The 15,819-nt window shown below is 43.4% G+C and carries 11 protein-coding genes; 3 read left to right on the forward strand and 8 right to left on the reverse strand.

Annotation, left to right across the window (positions count from 1 at the left end):
• Positions 1-28 precede the first annotated feature (28 nt).
• Positions 29-1,318 carry a 3-phosphoshikimate 1-carboxyvinyltransferase gene (gene aroA / locus ACQRCC_RS04515; protein ID WP_427849615.1) on the forward strand — a complete coding sequence of 430 codons (1,290 nt, stop codon included), beginning with the start codon at positions 29-31 and terminating at the stop codon, positions 1,316-1,318.
• Here aroA and ACQRCC_RS04520 read toward each other — a convergent pair.
• The 4 genes from ACQRCC_RS04520 to tdh all read right to left on the reverse strand — a co-directional run bounded on the left by ACQRCC_RS04520 (position 1,315) and on the right by tdh (position 6,628).
• Positions 1,315-2,487, reverse strand: a complete 1,173-nt coding sequence (locus ACQRCC_RS04520; RefSeq protein WP_427849616.1) for a SpoIIE family protein phosphatase — start codon at positions 2,485-2,487, stop codon at positions 1,315-1,317. The two genes, aroA and ACQRCC_RS04520, sit on opposite strands and share 4 nt — an antisense overlap.
• A 1-nt stretch (position 2,488) precedes the next feature.
• Positions 2,489-4,201, reverse strand: a complete 1,713-nt coding sequence (locus ACQRCC_RS04525) for a [Fe-Fe] hydrogenase large subunit C-terminal domain-containing protein (protein ID WP_427849617.1) — start codon at positions 4,199-4,201, stop codon at positions 2,489-2,491.
• Positions 4,202-4,327: 126 nt separating this feature from the next.
• The gene (locus ACQRCC_RS04530) at positions 4,328-5,521 is read right to left on the reverse strand and encodes a glycine C-acetyltransferase (protein ID WP_427849618.1); all 1,194 of its coding nucleotides are present in this window, start codon (positions 5,519-5,521) and stop codon (positions 4,328-4,330) included.
• A gap of 42 nt (positions 5,522-5,563) precedes the next feature.
• Positions 5,564-6,628: an L-threonine 3-dehydrogenase gene (gene tdh, locus ACQRCC_RS04535; RefSeq protein ID WP_427849619.1), complete on the reverse strand. Its 1,065-nt coding sequence runs from the start codon at positions 6,626-6,628 to the stop codon at positions 5,564-5,566.
• A gap of 345 nt (positions 6,629-6,973) precedes the next feature.
• On the opposite strand from tdh, the gene sstT reads away from it, so the two are divergent.
• On the forward strand, positions 6,974-8,203 hold the full coding sequence (gene sstT / locus ACQRCC_RS04540) for a serine/threonine transporter SstT (protein ID WP_427849620.1): 1,230 nt from the start codon (positions 6,974-6,976) through the stop codon (positions 8,201-8,203).
• A 150-nt stretch (positions 8,204-8,353) separates the two neighbouring features.
• Here sstT and ACQRCC_RS04545 read toward each other — a convergent pair whose 3' ends face one another.
• The 3 genes from ACQRCC_RS04545 to ilvD all read right to left on the reverse strand — a co-directional run bounded on the left by ACQRCC_RS04545 (position 8,354) and on the right by ilvD (position 13,984).
• A complete protein-coding gene (locus tag ACQRCC_RS04545) occupies positions 8,354-11,068 on the reverse strand; it encodes an ATP-binding protein (RefSeq protein ID WP_427849621.1) in 2,715 nt (904 codons plus the stop codon).
• 215 nt (positions 11,069-11,283) lie between these two features.
• Positions 11,284-12,270: an ornithine cyclodeaminase family protein gene (locus ACQRCC_RS04550; protein ID WP_427849622.1), complete on the reverse strand. Its 987-nt coding sequence runs from the start codon at positions 12,268-12,270 to the stop codon at positions 11,284-11,286.
• 40 nt (positions 12,271-12,310) lie between these two features.
• Complete coding sequence (ilvD, locus tag ACQRCC_RS04555) at positions 12,311-13,984, reverse strand: dihydroxy-acid dehydratase (protein ID WP_427849623.1); 1,674 nt, start codon at positions 13,982-13,984, stop codon at positions 12,311-12,313.
• A 230-nt stretch (positions 13,985-14,214) separates the two neighbouring features.
• Between ilvD and ACQRCC_RS04560 the strand changes: the two genes are divergently transcribed.
• On the forward strand, positions 14,215-15,090 hold the full coding sequence (locus ACQRCC_RS04560) for a LysR family transcriptional regulator (RefSeq protein WP_427849624.1): 876 nt from the start codon (positions 14,215-14,217) through the stop codon (positions 15,088-15,090).
• A 66-nt stretch (positions 15,091-15,156) separates the two neighbouring features.
• Here the strand turns inward: ACQRCC_RS04560 and ACQRCC_RS04565 are convergent, their stop codons facing one another.
• Positions 15,157-15,816 carry an HAD family hydrolase gene (locus ACQRCC_RS04565; protein WP_427849625.1) on the reverse strand — a complete coding sequence of 220 codons (660 nt, stop codon included), beginning with the start codon at positions 15,814-15,816 and terminating at the stop codon, positions 15,157-15,159.
• Positions 15,817-15,819: the final 3 nt, after the last annotated feature.

Genomic DNA, 15,819 nt, shown 5'->3' on the forward strand with positions numbered 1-15,819 from the left:
GAATTCTTGAATAAAAAGGAGAACGAACTTGAAAACAACTACAATCAACAGAAGAATCCAGCCTCTTCGCGGTGAAGTTACGGTTCCGGGAGACAAATCCATCTCTCACCGCTCCGTCATGTTTGGGTCCATTGCCCATGGTACAACGGAAATCACGAACTTTCTGAAAGGCGCCGACTGCCTTTCCACCATCTCCTGTTTCCGAAAACTTGGAATAGATATTGAAGAAACTCAGGACAGAATTCTGGTTCACGGCAGAGGCCTTTCGGGACTTTGCGCCCCTTCCCAGATTCTGGATACCGGAAACAGCGGAACCACTACCCGGCTGATCTCCGGAATACTGGCAGGACAGAATTTCTCTTCCGTACTGTCCGGTGACGCTTCCCTGAATTCACGTCCCATGGGGCGAATCATTACCCCACTCAGGGAAATGGGAGCTTCTATTGCAAGTATAAATGACAACGACTGTGCACCACTTAAGATTGAACCCGGAAAGCTCCATGGAATTCATTACCATTCCAAAGTAGCCTCCGCTCAGGTAAAATCCGCCATCCTGCTTGCCGGACTATACGCAGAGGGTGAGACGAAGGTTACGGAACCAACACTGTCCAGAAATCACACAGAACTGATGCTTAAGGGCTTTGGGGCTGACATCTCATCAGGTGCAGACAATAACGGGGCAACCGCATCCATAAAACCCTGCCAGGAATTATACGGGCAGAAAATCCCTGTACCGGGAGACATCTCTTCTGCCGCTTATTTTATCGCAGCAGCCCTAATCGTACCGGGCTCGGAGCTGTTAATTAAAAATGTCGGCACCAACCCTACCCGTGCCGGAATTCTGACCATCTGCAAAAATATGGGCGCCGATATCACTTTTATTAATGAAAAAACTGCCGGAGGCGAACCTACGGCAGATCTTCTGGTTAAATACAGTCATCTTCACGGGACCACAGTAGAAGGAGCGATCATCCCTACTCTCATAGATGAGATTCCAATCATTGCTGTTCTCGCTGCATATGCCGAGGGAACCACCATCATCAAAGATGCTGCTGAATTAAAGGTCAAGGAAACCAACCGGATTGACACTGTAACAGAGAATCTTCTGGCTATGGGCGGCCACATCACACCGACAGATGACGGTATGATCATCGAAGGAACAGAAAGCCTGACCGGTGCCCCGGTCAACAGCCATCTGGACCACCGGATCGCTATGGCTTTTGCGATTGCAGGGCTTGCCGCCAGAGGAGAAACCACCATTCTGGACAGTCAGTGCGTGGATGTGTCCTATCCCGGTTTCTTCGATGTTTTGCACTAATAGTATTTTACACGCACTTTTTTCCCCATGTGCTCCGCACAGTCTTTTAACTGGTCCACCAGATTCATCCTGACACTCAAGTCAAAAGGAAGATTAGAATTCTGGTGGGCCGTATTCATTGCCTTTCCAACAAAAAGATTCAGATCTGTACACTCCTCTATAATCAGCCTTGCAAGTTTTGCGGCACCATTGTCAGCATCCAGTTCATCAAAAAATGCCTCGTCAAAATCATCATTTTCATAGCGTTTCAGAAGACTCAGCGCCTTACCGATTGTCAGAACACCTTCTGTTACCAGATCCATTCCATCAATGGTTGCCGTAGGCGGAACACTTGGATCCGCATAATTAACTGAAGTCACAATCTCTTTTTTCAGAACACGGGACACAATATTCGCACTGGTTCCACCGCAGACAACCTTCTTTCCTTCCTGCTTCATGAAGTCGCGGATAACACGTTCATCATCCTCTTTATTCGTCGGAGGTCCGGTGAAAATATTAACCGTTCTTCGTGAAATAACACGGACAACTGCAACCGTAGTATCATCTCCCGGCTTTTCCCCGTACAGTTCATAACAGGCCTGACTCAGCATAGCGGCAAGACGGGATGCCGACAAAGTCTCCTTTGTACACCGCAGCGTATAGTTTGCCATATCTTCCCATGTCCATCCGAAATTCAGAAGTTCACCCACACCTGCATAGATCACGCCATCACTCATCAAAACAAAACAGTCATTCAACTGCACCTGAAACCGGTATTCCCGAATCTTTTTTCCCTCAATAATACGCTCTTTATAAGGATAACGCACCAGCGCTTTATCTCTCACAAAGACGCAGTCCGGATTATCGAACTCTACCAGGTATGCTTCCCCATTATGAAAGATCTGTAAAATGCTGAAAGTCGCATAGGCTACTTCCCGCACCTTACACACCGGAAGAGTTTTGGCTACCGTCTCCACACAGGCTTCTATGGAAGCGCCTTCCAGAAACATGGTTCCGAGAATCTTTGATGTAAGTGTGGCGAGAATATTGGCCTTCACTCCACTTCCCATGCCATCTGCCAGAATCACAATATCCGAATCGGCAGTTTTCAGCACTTCAACCTTATCACCGCACAACTCCTCATGATGTTTATTCAGACTTTTCCAGGATATATCTACACTTACACTCATACTATTCTTCCTCTTCAAACAGGATGGAGTCACGCAGTTTTGACAGAGTCACCTTTGTCTCTGCAGTGGTCTCGCCGAGAAGTCCCGCAATCTCCTGAGCTACCATCATCTGCTTATCAATAACCTTCTGTGCCATCTCCACCGTCTCCATCTTCAAATTATAATGCTGTTCTTTCGCCTTTTCCTCTTTCGTTATATCCTGATAAGTAACCAGGACAGATTCCAGACTGTCTATGTAAATAATGCTCTCCAGCACCGTCAGCTTCATGGATTCTACATTCATCTTTTTATGGATAATCGGCTCACCGGTAAGAAGTACTTCCTCAATATCTTTCTCATCCATAAATTCAAAAATATATCTCTCCAGTGCTTCTTCTCTTGACACACCCAATATCTCCTGAGCCTTTTTATTACATTCTCTTATCCTCATGTCCTTATCCACGATGAGGATCATACTTGGGGTTACATCCATCACGATGTTAGACATAGACTCTGCCTGTGCCACTGCATAAGGCATACACATGCCAATCTCAGCTTTCTTTTGAAACACTGCAGTTGCTTTTGCCCTACATGTCGGATATCCACAGGCACCGCAGTTCAGTTCATCTTTCTCCGTATATTTTCCCATCGCGTGCAGAATCTCCTGCATCTGCTTTTCATTCGGAACCGCATCCTGAACCCTGCGATCCCGAAACTCTTTGTGGAGTTCAATCCGGCTTCCATCAATACCCTGTGCTTCCTCCCGGTGGCTCACCTGATCCTCCACATTCATCTTCGCACGGATCAGAGACTGCTGCCATTTATCAGATGCCGGTCCCTTAATACATCCTCCCTCGCACACATTTACCTCGAAGAAACTGTGCTCAATCTCCCCTTTTTCCAGCTCCTCAAAAAGTTCCATACAGGACTTCAGACCGTCAATATGTATTTTATAATAATTATCTTCAACAGAGCTTGCCTGTATCGACGTAATAATTCCTCCACTGATGGGATACAGCTGATTTACCCGGGGATCCGGATTGCCCATAGGTTCATCTTCACACTGCCGCACATCGATTCCCGCTTCCTTCCACCATTTCACAACCTCCTGGAAGGTCAGAATCGCATCAATAGAACCGCGCACTCTCTCGTCACCTACAGCTTCTTCCTTCTTTGCAATACACGGTCCAAGAAAGACAACCTTCACATCATCCCCATAGATGCTCCTGATCAGTCTCCCATGGGCAATCATCGGGGAAACTACCGGCGCCATATATGGCACAAGGGAAGGATAATATTTCTCAATCAGGTCATTTACACTCGGGCAGCAGGTAGTGATGATATTCGTCATCTTCCCTTCCTTCAGAAGCTTCCAGTATTCTGCAGTGACCAGAGCCGCACCTTCCGCCGTCTCCCTCACCTCATAAAAGCCCAGTTTTTTGAGTGCTCCTACAATCTGACCCGGTTTATCATAATCCAGTACTCCCAGATAGGAAGGAGCAATTGAAATAATCGTCTTCATTCCCTGACGCAGATAACCCCTGACCCTGTCCATATCACTGGCAAATGTTTTTGCATTCTGTGGACAGACCTCCAGACAGTGTCCACAGTGAATACAGTGATCCTTCATAATATGAGCCTGTTCATTCTGAACCAGTATTGCCTTCACATCGCAGTGACGAACACATTTATAACAGTGCCTGCAGCTCGCATCCTTAAAATCAATTACCCGCACAACTTATCCCCCTTTTTCACTCGTACTTTACTATATCCTCATTTTAACATTCCTGAACAAAAAATGGAATCCGCTAAAACGGATTCCATTCACATTTTAAATGACCTGATTTTATTTCAGATACTCTTATTTCATTTCTTCTCTTACTTCCTTGAAGCATTTAACGATGAAATCAATATCCTCTTTTGTATGGCTTGCACATACCTGTGTACGGATTCTTGCTTTTCCCTTCGGTACTACCGGATAGGAGAATGCAACCACATACACACCCTTGTCCATCATACGTTTTGCAAATTCTGCAGCTGTCTTCTCATCATACAGCATAACAGGTACACATGGATGGGTTCCCGGAATAATGTCAAATCCATTATCTACCAGCTCTTTACGGTAGTAAGCAGTTACTTCTTCCAGGTGATCACGAAGCTCTGTGCTCTCATCCAGCATATCAAACAGCTCAATACTTGCACCTGCAATTGCCGGAGCCAGTGAATTGGAGAACAGGTACGGACGGCTTCTCTGACGAAGAAGATCGATGATTTCTTTACGTCCGGATGTATATCCGCCGGATGCTCCTCCAAGAGCTTTTCCCAATGTACCGGTTATAATGTCCACACGTCCCTGAACGCCACAGTGCTCTGCAGTTCCACGTCCTGTCTTTCCAACAAATCCTACTGCATGACTGTCATCTACCATTACCAGTGCGTTGTATTTATCTGCCAGATCGCATACACCTTTCAGGTTACAGATGATTCCATCCATGGAGAATACACCGTCAGTAGCGATCAGTTTGATTCTTGCTCCGGCTTCATCTGCCTCTTTAAGCTTAGCCTCCAGATCCTCCATATTATTGTTTTTATAGCGGAAACGTTTTGCTTTACACAGACGAACTCCATCGATAATAGAAGCATGATTCAGTTCGTCACTGATAACTGCATCCTCAGCTGTCAGGATTGTTTCAAAAAGTCCACCGTTGGCATCAAAACATGAGGAATAGAGAATGGTATCATCTGTTCCGAGGAAATCAGAGATTTTCTTCTCAAGTTTTTTATGAATATCCTGAGTACCGCAGATAAAACGAACAGATGCAACTCCGTATCCTTTTTCATCATAAGTTCTCTTAGCAGCCTCGATCAGACGCGGATTGTCGCCCAGTCCAAGGTAGTTATTTGCACACATGCAAAGAAGCTCTCTTCCGTCTTCCATTTTTACTCTGGAGCCCTGTGGAGATACGAATGGTGCCTCTCCTTTAAATAATCCCGCTTCCTTAATTCCTTCTACTTCTTTTGTATAAATGCTCAAAATGTCATCTTTACGTGCCATGTTAATCAATCCCTTCTTCCAATATTATTCAAGTCCGAAATACTAATCATTAATGTGTGCCCAGTCAAGGATAACTTTTCCTGACATACCGGAAATCATTGCCTCAAAGCCCTTCTCATAGTCTTTGATATCAAAATGATGTGTGATAATCGGTGAAATATCCAGCCCAGCCTGAATCATTGTAGACATCTTGTACCAGGTATCCCATACCTTTCTTCCGTAAATACCACGCAGATTCAATCCGTTAAAGATAACCGTCTCAAGGTCAACCTTGGCATCTGTTCTCTGTAAGCCGAGAAGTGCAATATTTCCGCCGTGTTTCATATTATGGATCATGTCATGAAGTCCTGCCTGAGAACCTGACATCTCAAGACCCACGTCAAATCCTTCGGTCATACCGATTTCTTTCATTACATCTGCCAGTTTTTCTTCTTTCAGATTAACAGTTCTTGTTGCTCCAAGCTTCTCTGCCAGCTCCAGGCGGTATGGATTCAGATCAGTAACCACAACGTGTCTTGCACCGGAGAATTTGGCAATTGCTGCTGCCATACATCCGATCGGGCCTGCTCCTGCAATCAGGACATCCTCTCCCAGCATATCATAGGAAAGAGCTGTGTGTGTTGCATTTCCAAACGGATCAAAAATTGCATACATTTCTTCCGGAATATTCGGATTGCATGGCCATACATTAGATGATGGAATTACCAGATATTCAGCAAATGCTCCGTTTCTGTTAACGCCGACACCTTTTGCATCCTTACAGTTCTCCTTGTGGCCTTCCAGACAGTTTCTGCATTTTCCACAGGTAATGTGACCTTCACCGGATACCAGATCCCCAATCTTAAATCCCTGAACGCCTTCGCCCACTTCACACACTTCTCCAACATACTCATGTCCTGCTGTCAGACCGATCGGAATGGTATGCTGTGCCCAGTCATTCCACTGATAAATATGTACATCTGTTCCACAGATTGCAGTTTTGTGAATCTTAATCTTCACGTCATTCGGGCCAACCTCCGGAATCGGAACACGCTTCATCCATAATCCTTCCTCCGGTTTCTCTTTTACGAGTGCCCACATCATACCATCGTTCTTCTTTCCTTCCATTTCGTTAGAACCTCCCATGTTTTTGTTGCCCATCCTTATAGTTAGATGAATTTCGGAATAACAGACATTTCCCTCTCTCAATCTGTCCCCGTTAGCTTTATTATAACACCACCAGAAACGCCCCACAATGCCATAAAAAGGATTTTATTTGTACAATACACTTATTTTTTTGCATTTTCAGCTTTATAATTGGGTTAATGTTTACAAATATTGTTTCTTTATTTATAATTTATATAGCATTATTCACAAGAGTGTGAGATAATGAAAATACGTTGGGGAAACAAACAAAAAGAGAAAGAGAGGAGAAGCAGGTATATACATGGCAGTATATCTGCGAAAAGAGGTATGAAAAACTTAATCAAAAAATGGAACAGTATCAGTCTTGTTCTGAGAATTATCTGTGGCCTTATCATCGGTATTATTCTCGGACTGGTAATTCCACAGGTAACCGTGATTTCCCTTCTTGGTGACCTGTTCGTTGGTGCACTGAAGGCTATCGCTCCACTTCTGGTATTCTTCCTTGTTATGAGTGCCCTCGCACACATGGGACAGGGACAGAAGACTAACATGGGATTCATCGTTATGCTTTACATGCTGGGCAACGTAATGTCAGCTCTGGTATCTGTATTTGCATGTAAGATGTTCCCTGTAACACTGACACTGGCAGAGGCAGCAGGAGAAGATATGGCTCCTCCGAGCGGTGTGGGCGAAGTGTTAAAGAACCTGTTACTGAACGTTGTATCCAACCCTGTAGGTTCTATTGTAAATGCCAACTACATCGGTATTCTTGCATGGGCTTGTATTTTCGGTATTGCCCTGAAATGTGCATCTGATTCCACCAAAAAGATGCTTGATGACTTTTCAGATGCAATCTCTACAGGTGTTAAATGGGTAATCAGCTGTGCACCGTTCGGTATCATGGGCTTAATCTTCAATGTTATTTCCACATCAGGACTCGGCGCTCTGTTGTCCTACGGTAGACTGATCCTTGTACTTGTTGGAAGCATGGCTTTTGTGGCACTGGTTATGAACCCGATCATCGTATTCCTGTGTATCAGAAAGAACCCATATCCGCTCGTATTCAAATGTCTGAGCAGAAGTTTCATCACAGCATTCTTCACACGAAGCTCTGCTGCTAACATTCCTGTAAATATGGAACTCTGTAAAGATCTTGGATTGGATGAAGAGCAGTATTCCATCTCCATTCCACTTGGAGCAACCATCAACATGGCCGGTGCTGCTATTACCATTTCCGTTATGGCATTATCCGCTGCTCATACAGTAGGAATCTCTGTAGACTTTGGAACAGCTCTCATCCTTTGTGTACTTGCAGCACTCAGTGCAGCCGGTGCATCTGGTGTTGCCGGTGGTTCCCTGTTACTGATTCCTATGGCATGTAGCTTATTCGGAATCCCATCCGAAATCGCTATGCAGGTTGTAGGTGTAGGCTTCATCATCGGTGTTATCCAGGATTCCTGTGAGACAGGACTTAACTCTTCTACAGACGTTCTCTTCACAGCAGCAGCTGAATTCAGAGACAGAAGATTACATCCTGAGTATTATGCAAACAAGTAAAAGCTGAGACATAAGCAAAAGCTTAAATCCCAACAAATACATAATTTGCCATAATCAAAAAATTAAATATTGTATGATAAAAGAACATTCCCACCGGAATTCGGGATTATCAATCCGAATCTTTCCGGTGGGAATAGTTTTATTTCTTCTTTATCTTTCCTGTCTCAACACTTTCTCCATAGTCTCCGCCAGCTTCTGTATATTGATTGGCTTTGCCACATGTTCATTCATTCCAGATTCAAATGCTTTTTCCACATCCTCTTTAAATGCGTTAGCAGTCATGGCAATCACCGGAATCTGTGCAAGCGCTCTGTCCGAAAGTTTGCGTATCTCAGCGGTAGCGGCATAACCGTCCATATTCGGCATCTGAATATCCATAAAAATCAAATCATAATATCCTGCTCTGGAGTGAGTTACTTTTTCAACAGCTTCAATACCATCCCCTGCAATTTCCACAGTCACTCCAAATTCCTGCAGAATATCACAGGCTATTTCCCTGTTAAGCTCATTATCTTCAACCAGAAGAACTCTGACATTTGAATAATCAATATTTTTCCCTGCATCGCAAACCTCCTTATGCATATCAGGTAAATCTGCCTCTGTACCTATCGGCATTTTATAAATCATTGTAAAGGTTGTCCCTTTGCCAGGCTGACTTTCACACGAAATGCTTCCACCCATCATTTCTACAAGGCTTTTGGTAATGGACAGGCCCAGACCCGAACCCTGGACTCCACGAACTACATCATTGTTTTCTCTGGTAAATATTTCGAATACGGATTTCTGAAACTCTTTACTCATACCAATTCCTGTATCAGAAACAACTACTTTTACAACCGCCATGCCCTCCTCTGAACCGATCTGAGTAACGCTGTATGTAATTTTTCCTCCCTCAGGAGTATATTTCAGAGCATTTCCAATTAGGTTCATTTCCACCTGTTCAATATGCAGCCTGTCAAGAAACAGAATTTCATCCTGAAGTTCACAGTCTACAATAAAATCCAGATGTTTTTGTTCCATTTCAAGCTTAAATATTGTCTGCAATGATTTCAGAATATCCGGGACATAATACGCCTGTTTCTCGATTTTCACCTTTCCACTTTCAATCCTTGCCATATCCAGAACGTTATTAATCAATCTCTGGAGATGTTCACCGGCACTGTCAAGTTTCTCAAGACAGTTAAGAGTTTCTTCCTTATCATCTATTCTCTTCTGAGCAAGCCTGGAAAAGCCAAGAATCGCATTCATGGGAGTTCTGATATCATGGGAAATACTGAAAAGGAAAGAGGATTTAGCCTTATTAGCTTCTTCCGCCCTTTCCAGGGCATCATTTAAGATTTCCCTCCTCTGAGTTTCTTCCCGAATCACTTTCTCAATATTCTGTACACGCATTATGGCTGATACCGGATTATCACCTTCATATGCAAAGGGTGTAAAAATCACCTGATACCAGGCATATCCTCCGGTTTCTTTCTCTCTCTGGCGGTGTCGTCTTGTAACAATTCCCTGCGTTTTCAGAGCATTCTGCAGCGAGCCCGTCTCCATCAGTCTCAGGAGGTCATCCTGATCCTCCTTATACACAAAACCAGATTCAATATTATATTTCACCATATCTTTAAAACTTTTCTGTCCCCAGGTCGGCTCCAGAACCGGCAAAAGTTTCCTTGAAAGTCCCGTTTTAAAATCGATGTACATCAGTACATCACACTCTGACAGGGTAGACTGCATGGCTTTTTCCAGGAATCTGGCATCCTCAACGGCCTGTTTCTGCCTGGTCTCCGCGGTCAGATCTCTGGAATAAGCAAATCCTACAATCTCCTTTGTCACCTCATCCTGTGTCAGAATAAGGTTCTGCTGAATGTATTTTTCTTCTCCTGCAGAATCCTGAATCCAATAACGAAGGGATACCTCCGGTATTCCCAGTCGAAAACTTTCCTTTATTTTTTCCAGTGAAAAAACAGATCTGTATCTTCCTTCATATTCCGGAAAAACTCTGCCTGCCAGGAACTCAAAACACTCTGTATAGCTTCCATCCCTGTAATCGGAGAGCTTCTTGTATTTGTCCTTTTCCAAGTAAATCTTGCAATCGTAGATACAGTTTCTGTCAATATTAAACTCGCAATATGACATTGCTGCCTGAGCGAGGGCTGTTTTCATATTATTTTTCTGTCTCTCGGAATCACTGAGAAGGACATTTTCGCTGCGCTCTACAGAAATAAATACATATACGATAAAAATCGCAATCTGGAATGCAACCGAGGTACACGGAACTGTAACGAAATATATTTGCAAATAATCGAATACCATCGGAACAAAAGCAAATGCAGTGATGATAGCGTACCTCTTACGCTCACTTCCTTCCTTTGACAAAAACAGTTTGAACGCTGACCAGATAAAAACCACTACCAGATATCCGGTAGTACCAATTCGTTCAATTACATACCATTTTCCTCTTGCATAAGAATCCAGCGTCTCACCAATTGTAAACAGTGCACCTGTACGGATATTTGCAATAACCATTATTACAACCAAAACCACCGGAATTCCTGCCAGAAAATATACCCATTTTTGAGGCTTATCCCTGTGCAGCATACGATATAAAAAACAGAACCAGGAACATGCCAGAATGGCATTCGAGCAGAAATACAATGACGTAGATATCTGCAGCCCCAAAGTTCCCATTCCGAGCTTATCAAAATAAGTGAGCCCCCAGAAAATATCTATAATATTATGACAAATAGCAAGCATAATAAGCTGTACGAATCCTTTTTCCTGATACTTCATGTTGGAACTCAGAATACGTGACAGAACGATAACGCCTGTTGCCAAAGCAATTACTGTAAACAGCATAAAATCTATATACATCTATACTCCTCCGCTCCTACTTTTCTCAACCGACAACACACAATTTATCCTGATAAAAAAATTATATTACAGATGCAAAAAAATGCCAATACAAGTTCTGATTTTTCACCGGTAAATTCAAATATCCCCCCGGCTATAGAAAGCATTTATAACTACAACAGGCACGAAGCTTCCGCTCCGTGCCTGTATCATATTTTTATGAATCCTTTTAGAAATTAGGCCCAGTTGATTCCTACACCTGCTGCCACTGCCTTGTCGTAAATCTCTCTTGCAGCAACCAGATCCTGTGTAGCAACACCAACAGTCTCAAATACAATGATTTCATCATCATTCTCACGACCAACCAACTCGCCCTTGATTACATTTCCAAGATCACCTGTGAAATCATCCTTTGTAATGATTCCTTCCTCTAATGGAATCAGGATATCTCCGGACTCAGATAATACCGCTTCCTCAGAATCAAAATAAATCTTAGAAGCGCGCGGAAGGATTGCCGGATCCATCTCCTGCATATGGTGCTGATATGCTCCTACACAGCTGATGGTGCATCCTTTCTTAATCTTTGTTCCGTCAAATACCGGTTTGGATGACGGTGTTACAGTAATCAGAAGGTCTGCATCATCAATAGCCTCATCTGAAGACTTCACAGCAACGATTCTGGTTCCGTAATCTTTCAGTTCTTCCTGCATACGCTCTGCAAATGCTGCTGTACGGTCATAATTCAGATCAAATACACGTACTTCTTCCAGCTTTCTTGCAGCAATCATAGCTTCAAGCTGTGTTGCAGCCTGTCCGCCTGTACCAATCAGAGCACCGATTCTGCATTCTTTCTTTGCCAGAACGTCGAATGCTGCTCCGGATGCCGCTCCGGTACGAAGCTGAGTTACGTATGTACCATCCAAAACTGAAATAACCACTCCGGTCTTTCCATCAATCAGAAGCACCTGTGCCGGTGAAGACGGAATTCCATTGTCAATGTTGTGTGGAAAGATGTTGACGATTTTAACAGAGGCGGTGTCCATTTCTTCCACATATGCCGGCATAAACAGGAAACATCCATCATATTTTGGTGCCTGGATATTGGTTCTTAAAGGTGAATCACATTTTCCGTCTACAACCAGCTGAAAAGCCTTCTTGTCTGCCTCAATAGCGTCTTTGATAGAAAATACTTTCTTAATGTCCTCTCGAGATAATAATAACATAGTTTTCCTCCTATTCTTCTCACATTATATCCTTTGCTTATTATTTATGGTAATACTTTGCATCCAGATCCCACGGCTGCATTGCTCCGCCCTCTTCTGCAGGACGGCACATCTTTGCAAAAATATTCAGGCAACCTTTTTCCTCTTTAAGTGGCGGACATACCCAGTTTGCTCTTCTTCTTTCCAATTCTTCATCAGATACCAGCATGGATACCTCGCCGTTTGGAATATCAATGACAATCTCATCCCCATTTTCTACAAGGGCAATATTACCGCCATCGTAAGCTTCCGGTGATACGTGTCCAATAATTGCACCGTAGTTGAATCCGGAGAATCTTGCATCAGAGATCAATCCTACACTCTTATGGAGTCCCAGACCGATAAGTGCATCAATACTAAGCATCAGTTCTTTCATTCCCGGTGCTCCCTTGCAGCCTTCGTAACGGATTACGATGATATCACCAGGTACGATCTGTCCGGATGAGATTGCCTCAAATGCAGCGCGGTCACCTTCGAATACTTTTGCTTTACCCTTCATGTATTTTACTTCTTCATAAACAGCCGTCGGTCTCACGATAGCTCCGTTCGGAGACAGATTTCCCCTTAATATCTTAAGACCAGGCTCATTAAACAGCGGACGCTCCAGTGAATGAATGACTTTATTTTCCTGTGGAGTTACTTTGGAAAGCATGTCTGCCCATGTATTTCCATACATACTCGGAACATTTGTAAAAAGTTTGCTCTCCAGCATCTTCATAACATTCATAACGCCGCCTGCATAATGGAAATCTACGACAGTATACGGACCACTCGGTACGACTGCATTGATACACGGAATTTCTTTTGCGTACTTTTCAAAATCTTCCAGCGTGAGCTTTATGCCGAGCTCATACGCATAAGAAAGAATATGAAGCACTGCATTGGTAGAACCTGCCACTGCCATATCGAACATAATGGAATTCATCAGAACTTCCTTCGTAATTAAATCAGATGGTTTTCTTCCTGCCTTCGCCATTTCTACAGCGTATTTTCCTGCTTCTCTCGCCTTACGAAGCTTTGCATTATCAGAAGCAGGAATAGTGGATGTTCCGGGAAGTACAAGGTTCAGCACTTCTCCCAGCATCTGCATGGTATTTGCTGTTCCCATAGATGGACATGCACCAAATGACGGACACACATTGTCTTCCATTTCCATCAACTCTTCTTCGCTGCTTCCTGAGAATCTTGCTGCATCCAGATCAGCCTCAACCACTGTCTTTCCGCAATATTGTCCCGGCTGCATAGAACCTCCGGTTATAATCATTGACGGAAGATCCAGACGCATTGCTGCAAGGTAACAGCCTGCAATAATATTGTCGCAGGATGCGATCATTGCAAGACCATCGAAATTATGTACCCGTGTAACGAATTCTACAGACATTGCCACAATATCGCGTCCTACCTGCTCAAATTTCAGTTCTTCTGCTCCGTTCGCAATATTTCCGCATGTTGCAGGGATTCCGAATTCTACCGGGATTCCACCTGCTGCCCAGATACCTTCCTTAACCGCTTCTGCAATCTGTCTTAAGTGTGCTGATCCCGGGGAACCTGCCATATAAGAGTTTGGTACACCGATATGTGGCTTCTTACGGATATCTGAATCCGAATATCCGGCTGCTTTCATCATAACTCTCCTATGTGCAGCTTCTGCTCCATTCCAATACTCTGTTCCCATAGATTTTTCCTCCTTTATTCATTTAATCGTTCAACTTTCCATCACTCTTGACAAAAAAATATCATTTGTGTATATAATAAATTATATAGACAAATTACAAAAGCAAAGTATTTTTATTCGAGTATTAAGTTTTTCTAATGGATGCCTATAATCATTAATTAATACTGCAGAGTTAAGAATTTTTAATGGATGTCATTAGTTTTTTTAATACAGGGAGAAAGGGGATTTTCATGAATAAATATGAAATAATTCTGGACGTTTGTGAAACGCGCAGTATTTCGAAAACTGCTGCAAAACTCAACTACACTCAGTCAGCAATCAGTCAGTCTATCAAATCCTTTGAAAAAGAACTTGGCATGCCTCTGTTTAAACGTTCCAAATCAGGAATGGAATTAATGGCAAACACCGAAGAAATTGTAGAATCTTTGCGGATCATTTGTCAGGAAAAGAATCGCATTGCCCAGATTGCCGCCAATCTGACCAGTCTGGATAGCGGTTATGTAAGGATCGGTACCATTCAAAGTATCTCCTATCACTGGCTTCCGGATATTCTGAAGCATTTTTCTCTGGAGTATCCCAATATCCGTTTTGAACTTAACGTAGACGGATTTAACCCTTTAAAAAATTTGATGAAGGCCGGGAAACTGGACTGTGTCTTTACTTCCAGATATTCTCTCCCGGAATATCCATTTATCCCAATCGGCAAGGATGAACTGATGCTGGTCACCCCCAAAGGTCACCCTCTTTCTGAAAAGCTTGCTGTCTCTCTGTCAGATGTTAACGGAGAGAACTATGTTCTTTCCTCCGACGGACTGGATTATGAAACCGGAAAGATCTTTGAACTCAACAACATAAAACCAAAGATCCGGTATCAGTTAAATGAAGATTTTGCAACGTTAAAGATGGTAGAACAGGGTTTTGGCATTACGATTCTTCCAAAGCTCCTTCTATATAACGCCCCCTTTGACGTGTGCATCCGTTCCTTTACCGAACATTATTCCAGAGTACTCGGAGTAGCCTATACAAAAGATACTCCGCCCACCCTTGCCACTCTGAAGTTGATGGACTACGTGCAGAAATGGAGTGCACAAAACATGACTCCATAAACGAACTGCATTAGAAAACAGGGGAGGCTGCGGCTTACCCTGTCACAGTCTCCCCATTTAAAATATCTAATTCTTATTCTGTTTTTCAATCCATGGAATGACTTCCCTCAGAGATTCCATCTGAGCTGTAATCCCCTCTTTTACTTCCTCCGGAATTACAACCATATCCGGAATGTGGATGATATATCCTCCGGCAGCTTTGCCCGCCATAACTCCCTGCCTGCTGTCTTCCAGCACAAGACATTCTGACGGTTCAAGTCCCAGTTTTCTTGCCGCCGTCTGAAAAATCTCCGGATTCGGCTTACTGTTGACCACCTCATCCCCGGTTACCATATCCCGAAAATATTCACGGACTCCGGCCATTACGAGGGTCTTCTCCGCCCGTTCTCTTCCGGCAGAAGTTGCCACAGCCGCTTTTATGCCATTCGCTTTCAGAAAGGAAAGCAATTCCTTCAACCCGTCTTTCTCAGGAACTCCATACTCTTCCATATAATCATCCATGAATTTTAATCTCAGACCTCTGGCTTTCTCATATGGAAAGTCCTGTCCGTATGTCTCCATAAATATTTCATGAATAGCAGAAGAGGTTCTTCCCTGAAGATTCAGAATAAATTTTTCTGAAATAGGGAAGTCCATTGTCTTACCTATTTCCTTCCACGCCATAGTTGACAGCCGCTCCGTATCGAACATCAGGCCATCCATATCAAATATAACGCCCTTTACCATCTC

The sequence above is a fragment of the Sporofaciens sp. SGI.106 genome, from assembly GCF_050314255.1.
In the GTDB taxonomy this organism is placed as follows: domain Bacteria; phylum Bacillota; class Clostridia; order Lachnospirales; family Lachnospiraceae; genus Claveliimonas.

Bases quoted from the DNA above. Each gene is read 5' to 3' on its own strand.
- ACQRCC_RS04520 (WP_427849616.1), bottom strand. From the start codon at position 2,487: ATGAGTGTAAGTGTAGATATATCCTGGAAAAGTCTGAATAAACATCAT.
- ilvD (WP_427849623.1), bottom strand. From the start codon at position 13,984: ATGGGAACAGAGTATTGGAATGGAGCAGAAGCTGCACATAGGAGAGTT.
- ACQRCC_RS04530 (WP_427849618.1), bottom strand. From the start codon at position 5,521: ATGGCACGTAAAGATGACATTTTGAGCATTTATACAAAAGAAGTAGAA.
- ACQRCC_RS04565 (WP_427849625.1), bottom strand. From the start codon at position 15,816: ATGGTAAAGGGCGTTATATTTGATATGGATGGCCTGATGTTCGATACG.
- ACQRCC_RS04560 (WP_427849624.1), top strand. From the start codon at position 14,215: ATGAATAAATATGAAATAATTCTGGACGTTTGTGAAACGCGCAGTATT.
- tdh (WP_427849619.1), bottom strand. From the start codon at position 6,628: ATGGAAGGAAAGAAGAACGATGGTATGATGTGGGCACTCGTAAAAGAG.
- ACQRCC_RS04550 (WP_427849622.1), bottom strand. From the start codon at position 12,270: ATGTTATTATTATCTCGAGAGGACATTAAGAAAGTATTTTCTATCAAA.
- ACQRCC_RS04545 (WP_427849621.1), bottom strand. From the start codon at position 11,068: ATGTATATAGATTTTATGCTGTTTACAGTAATTGCTTTGGCAACAGGC.
- sstT (WP_427849620.1), top strand. From the start codon at position 6,974: ATGAAAAACTTAATCAAAAAATGGAACAGTATCAGTCTTGTTCTGAGA.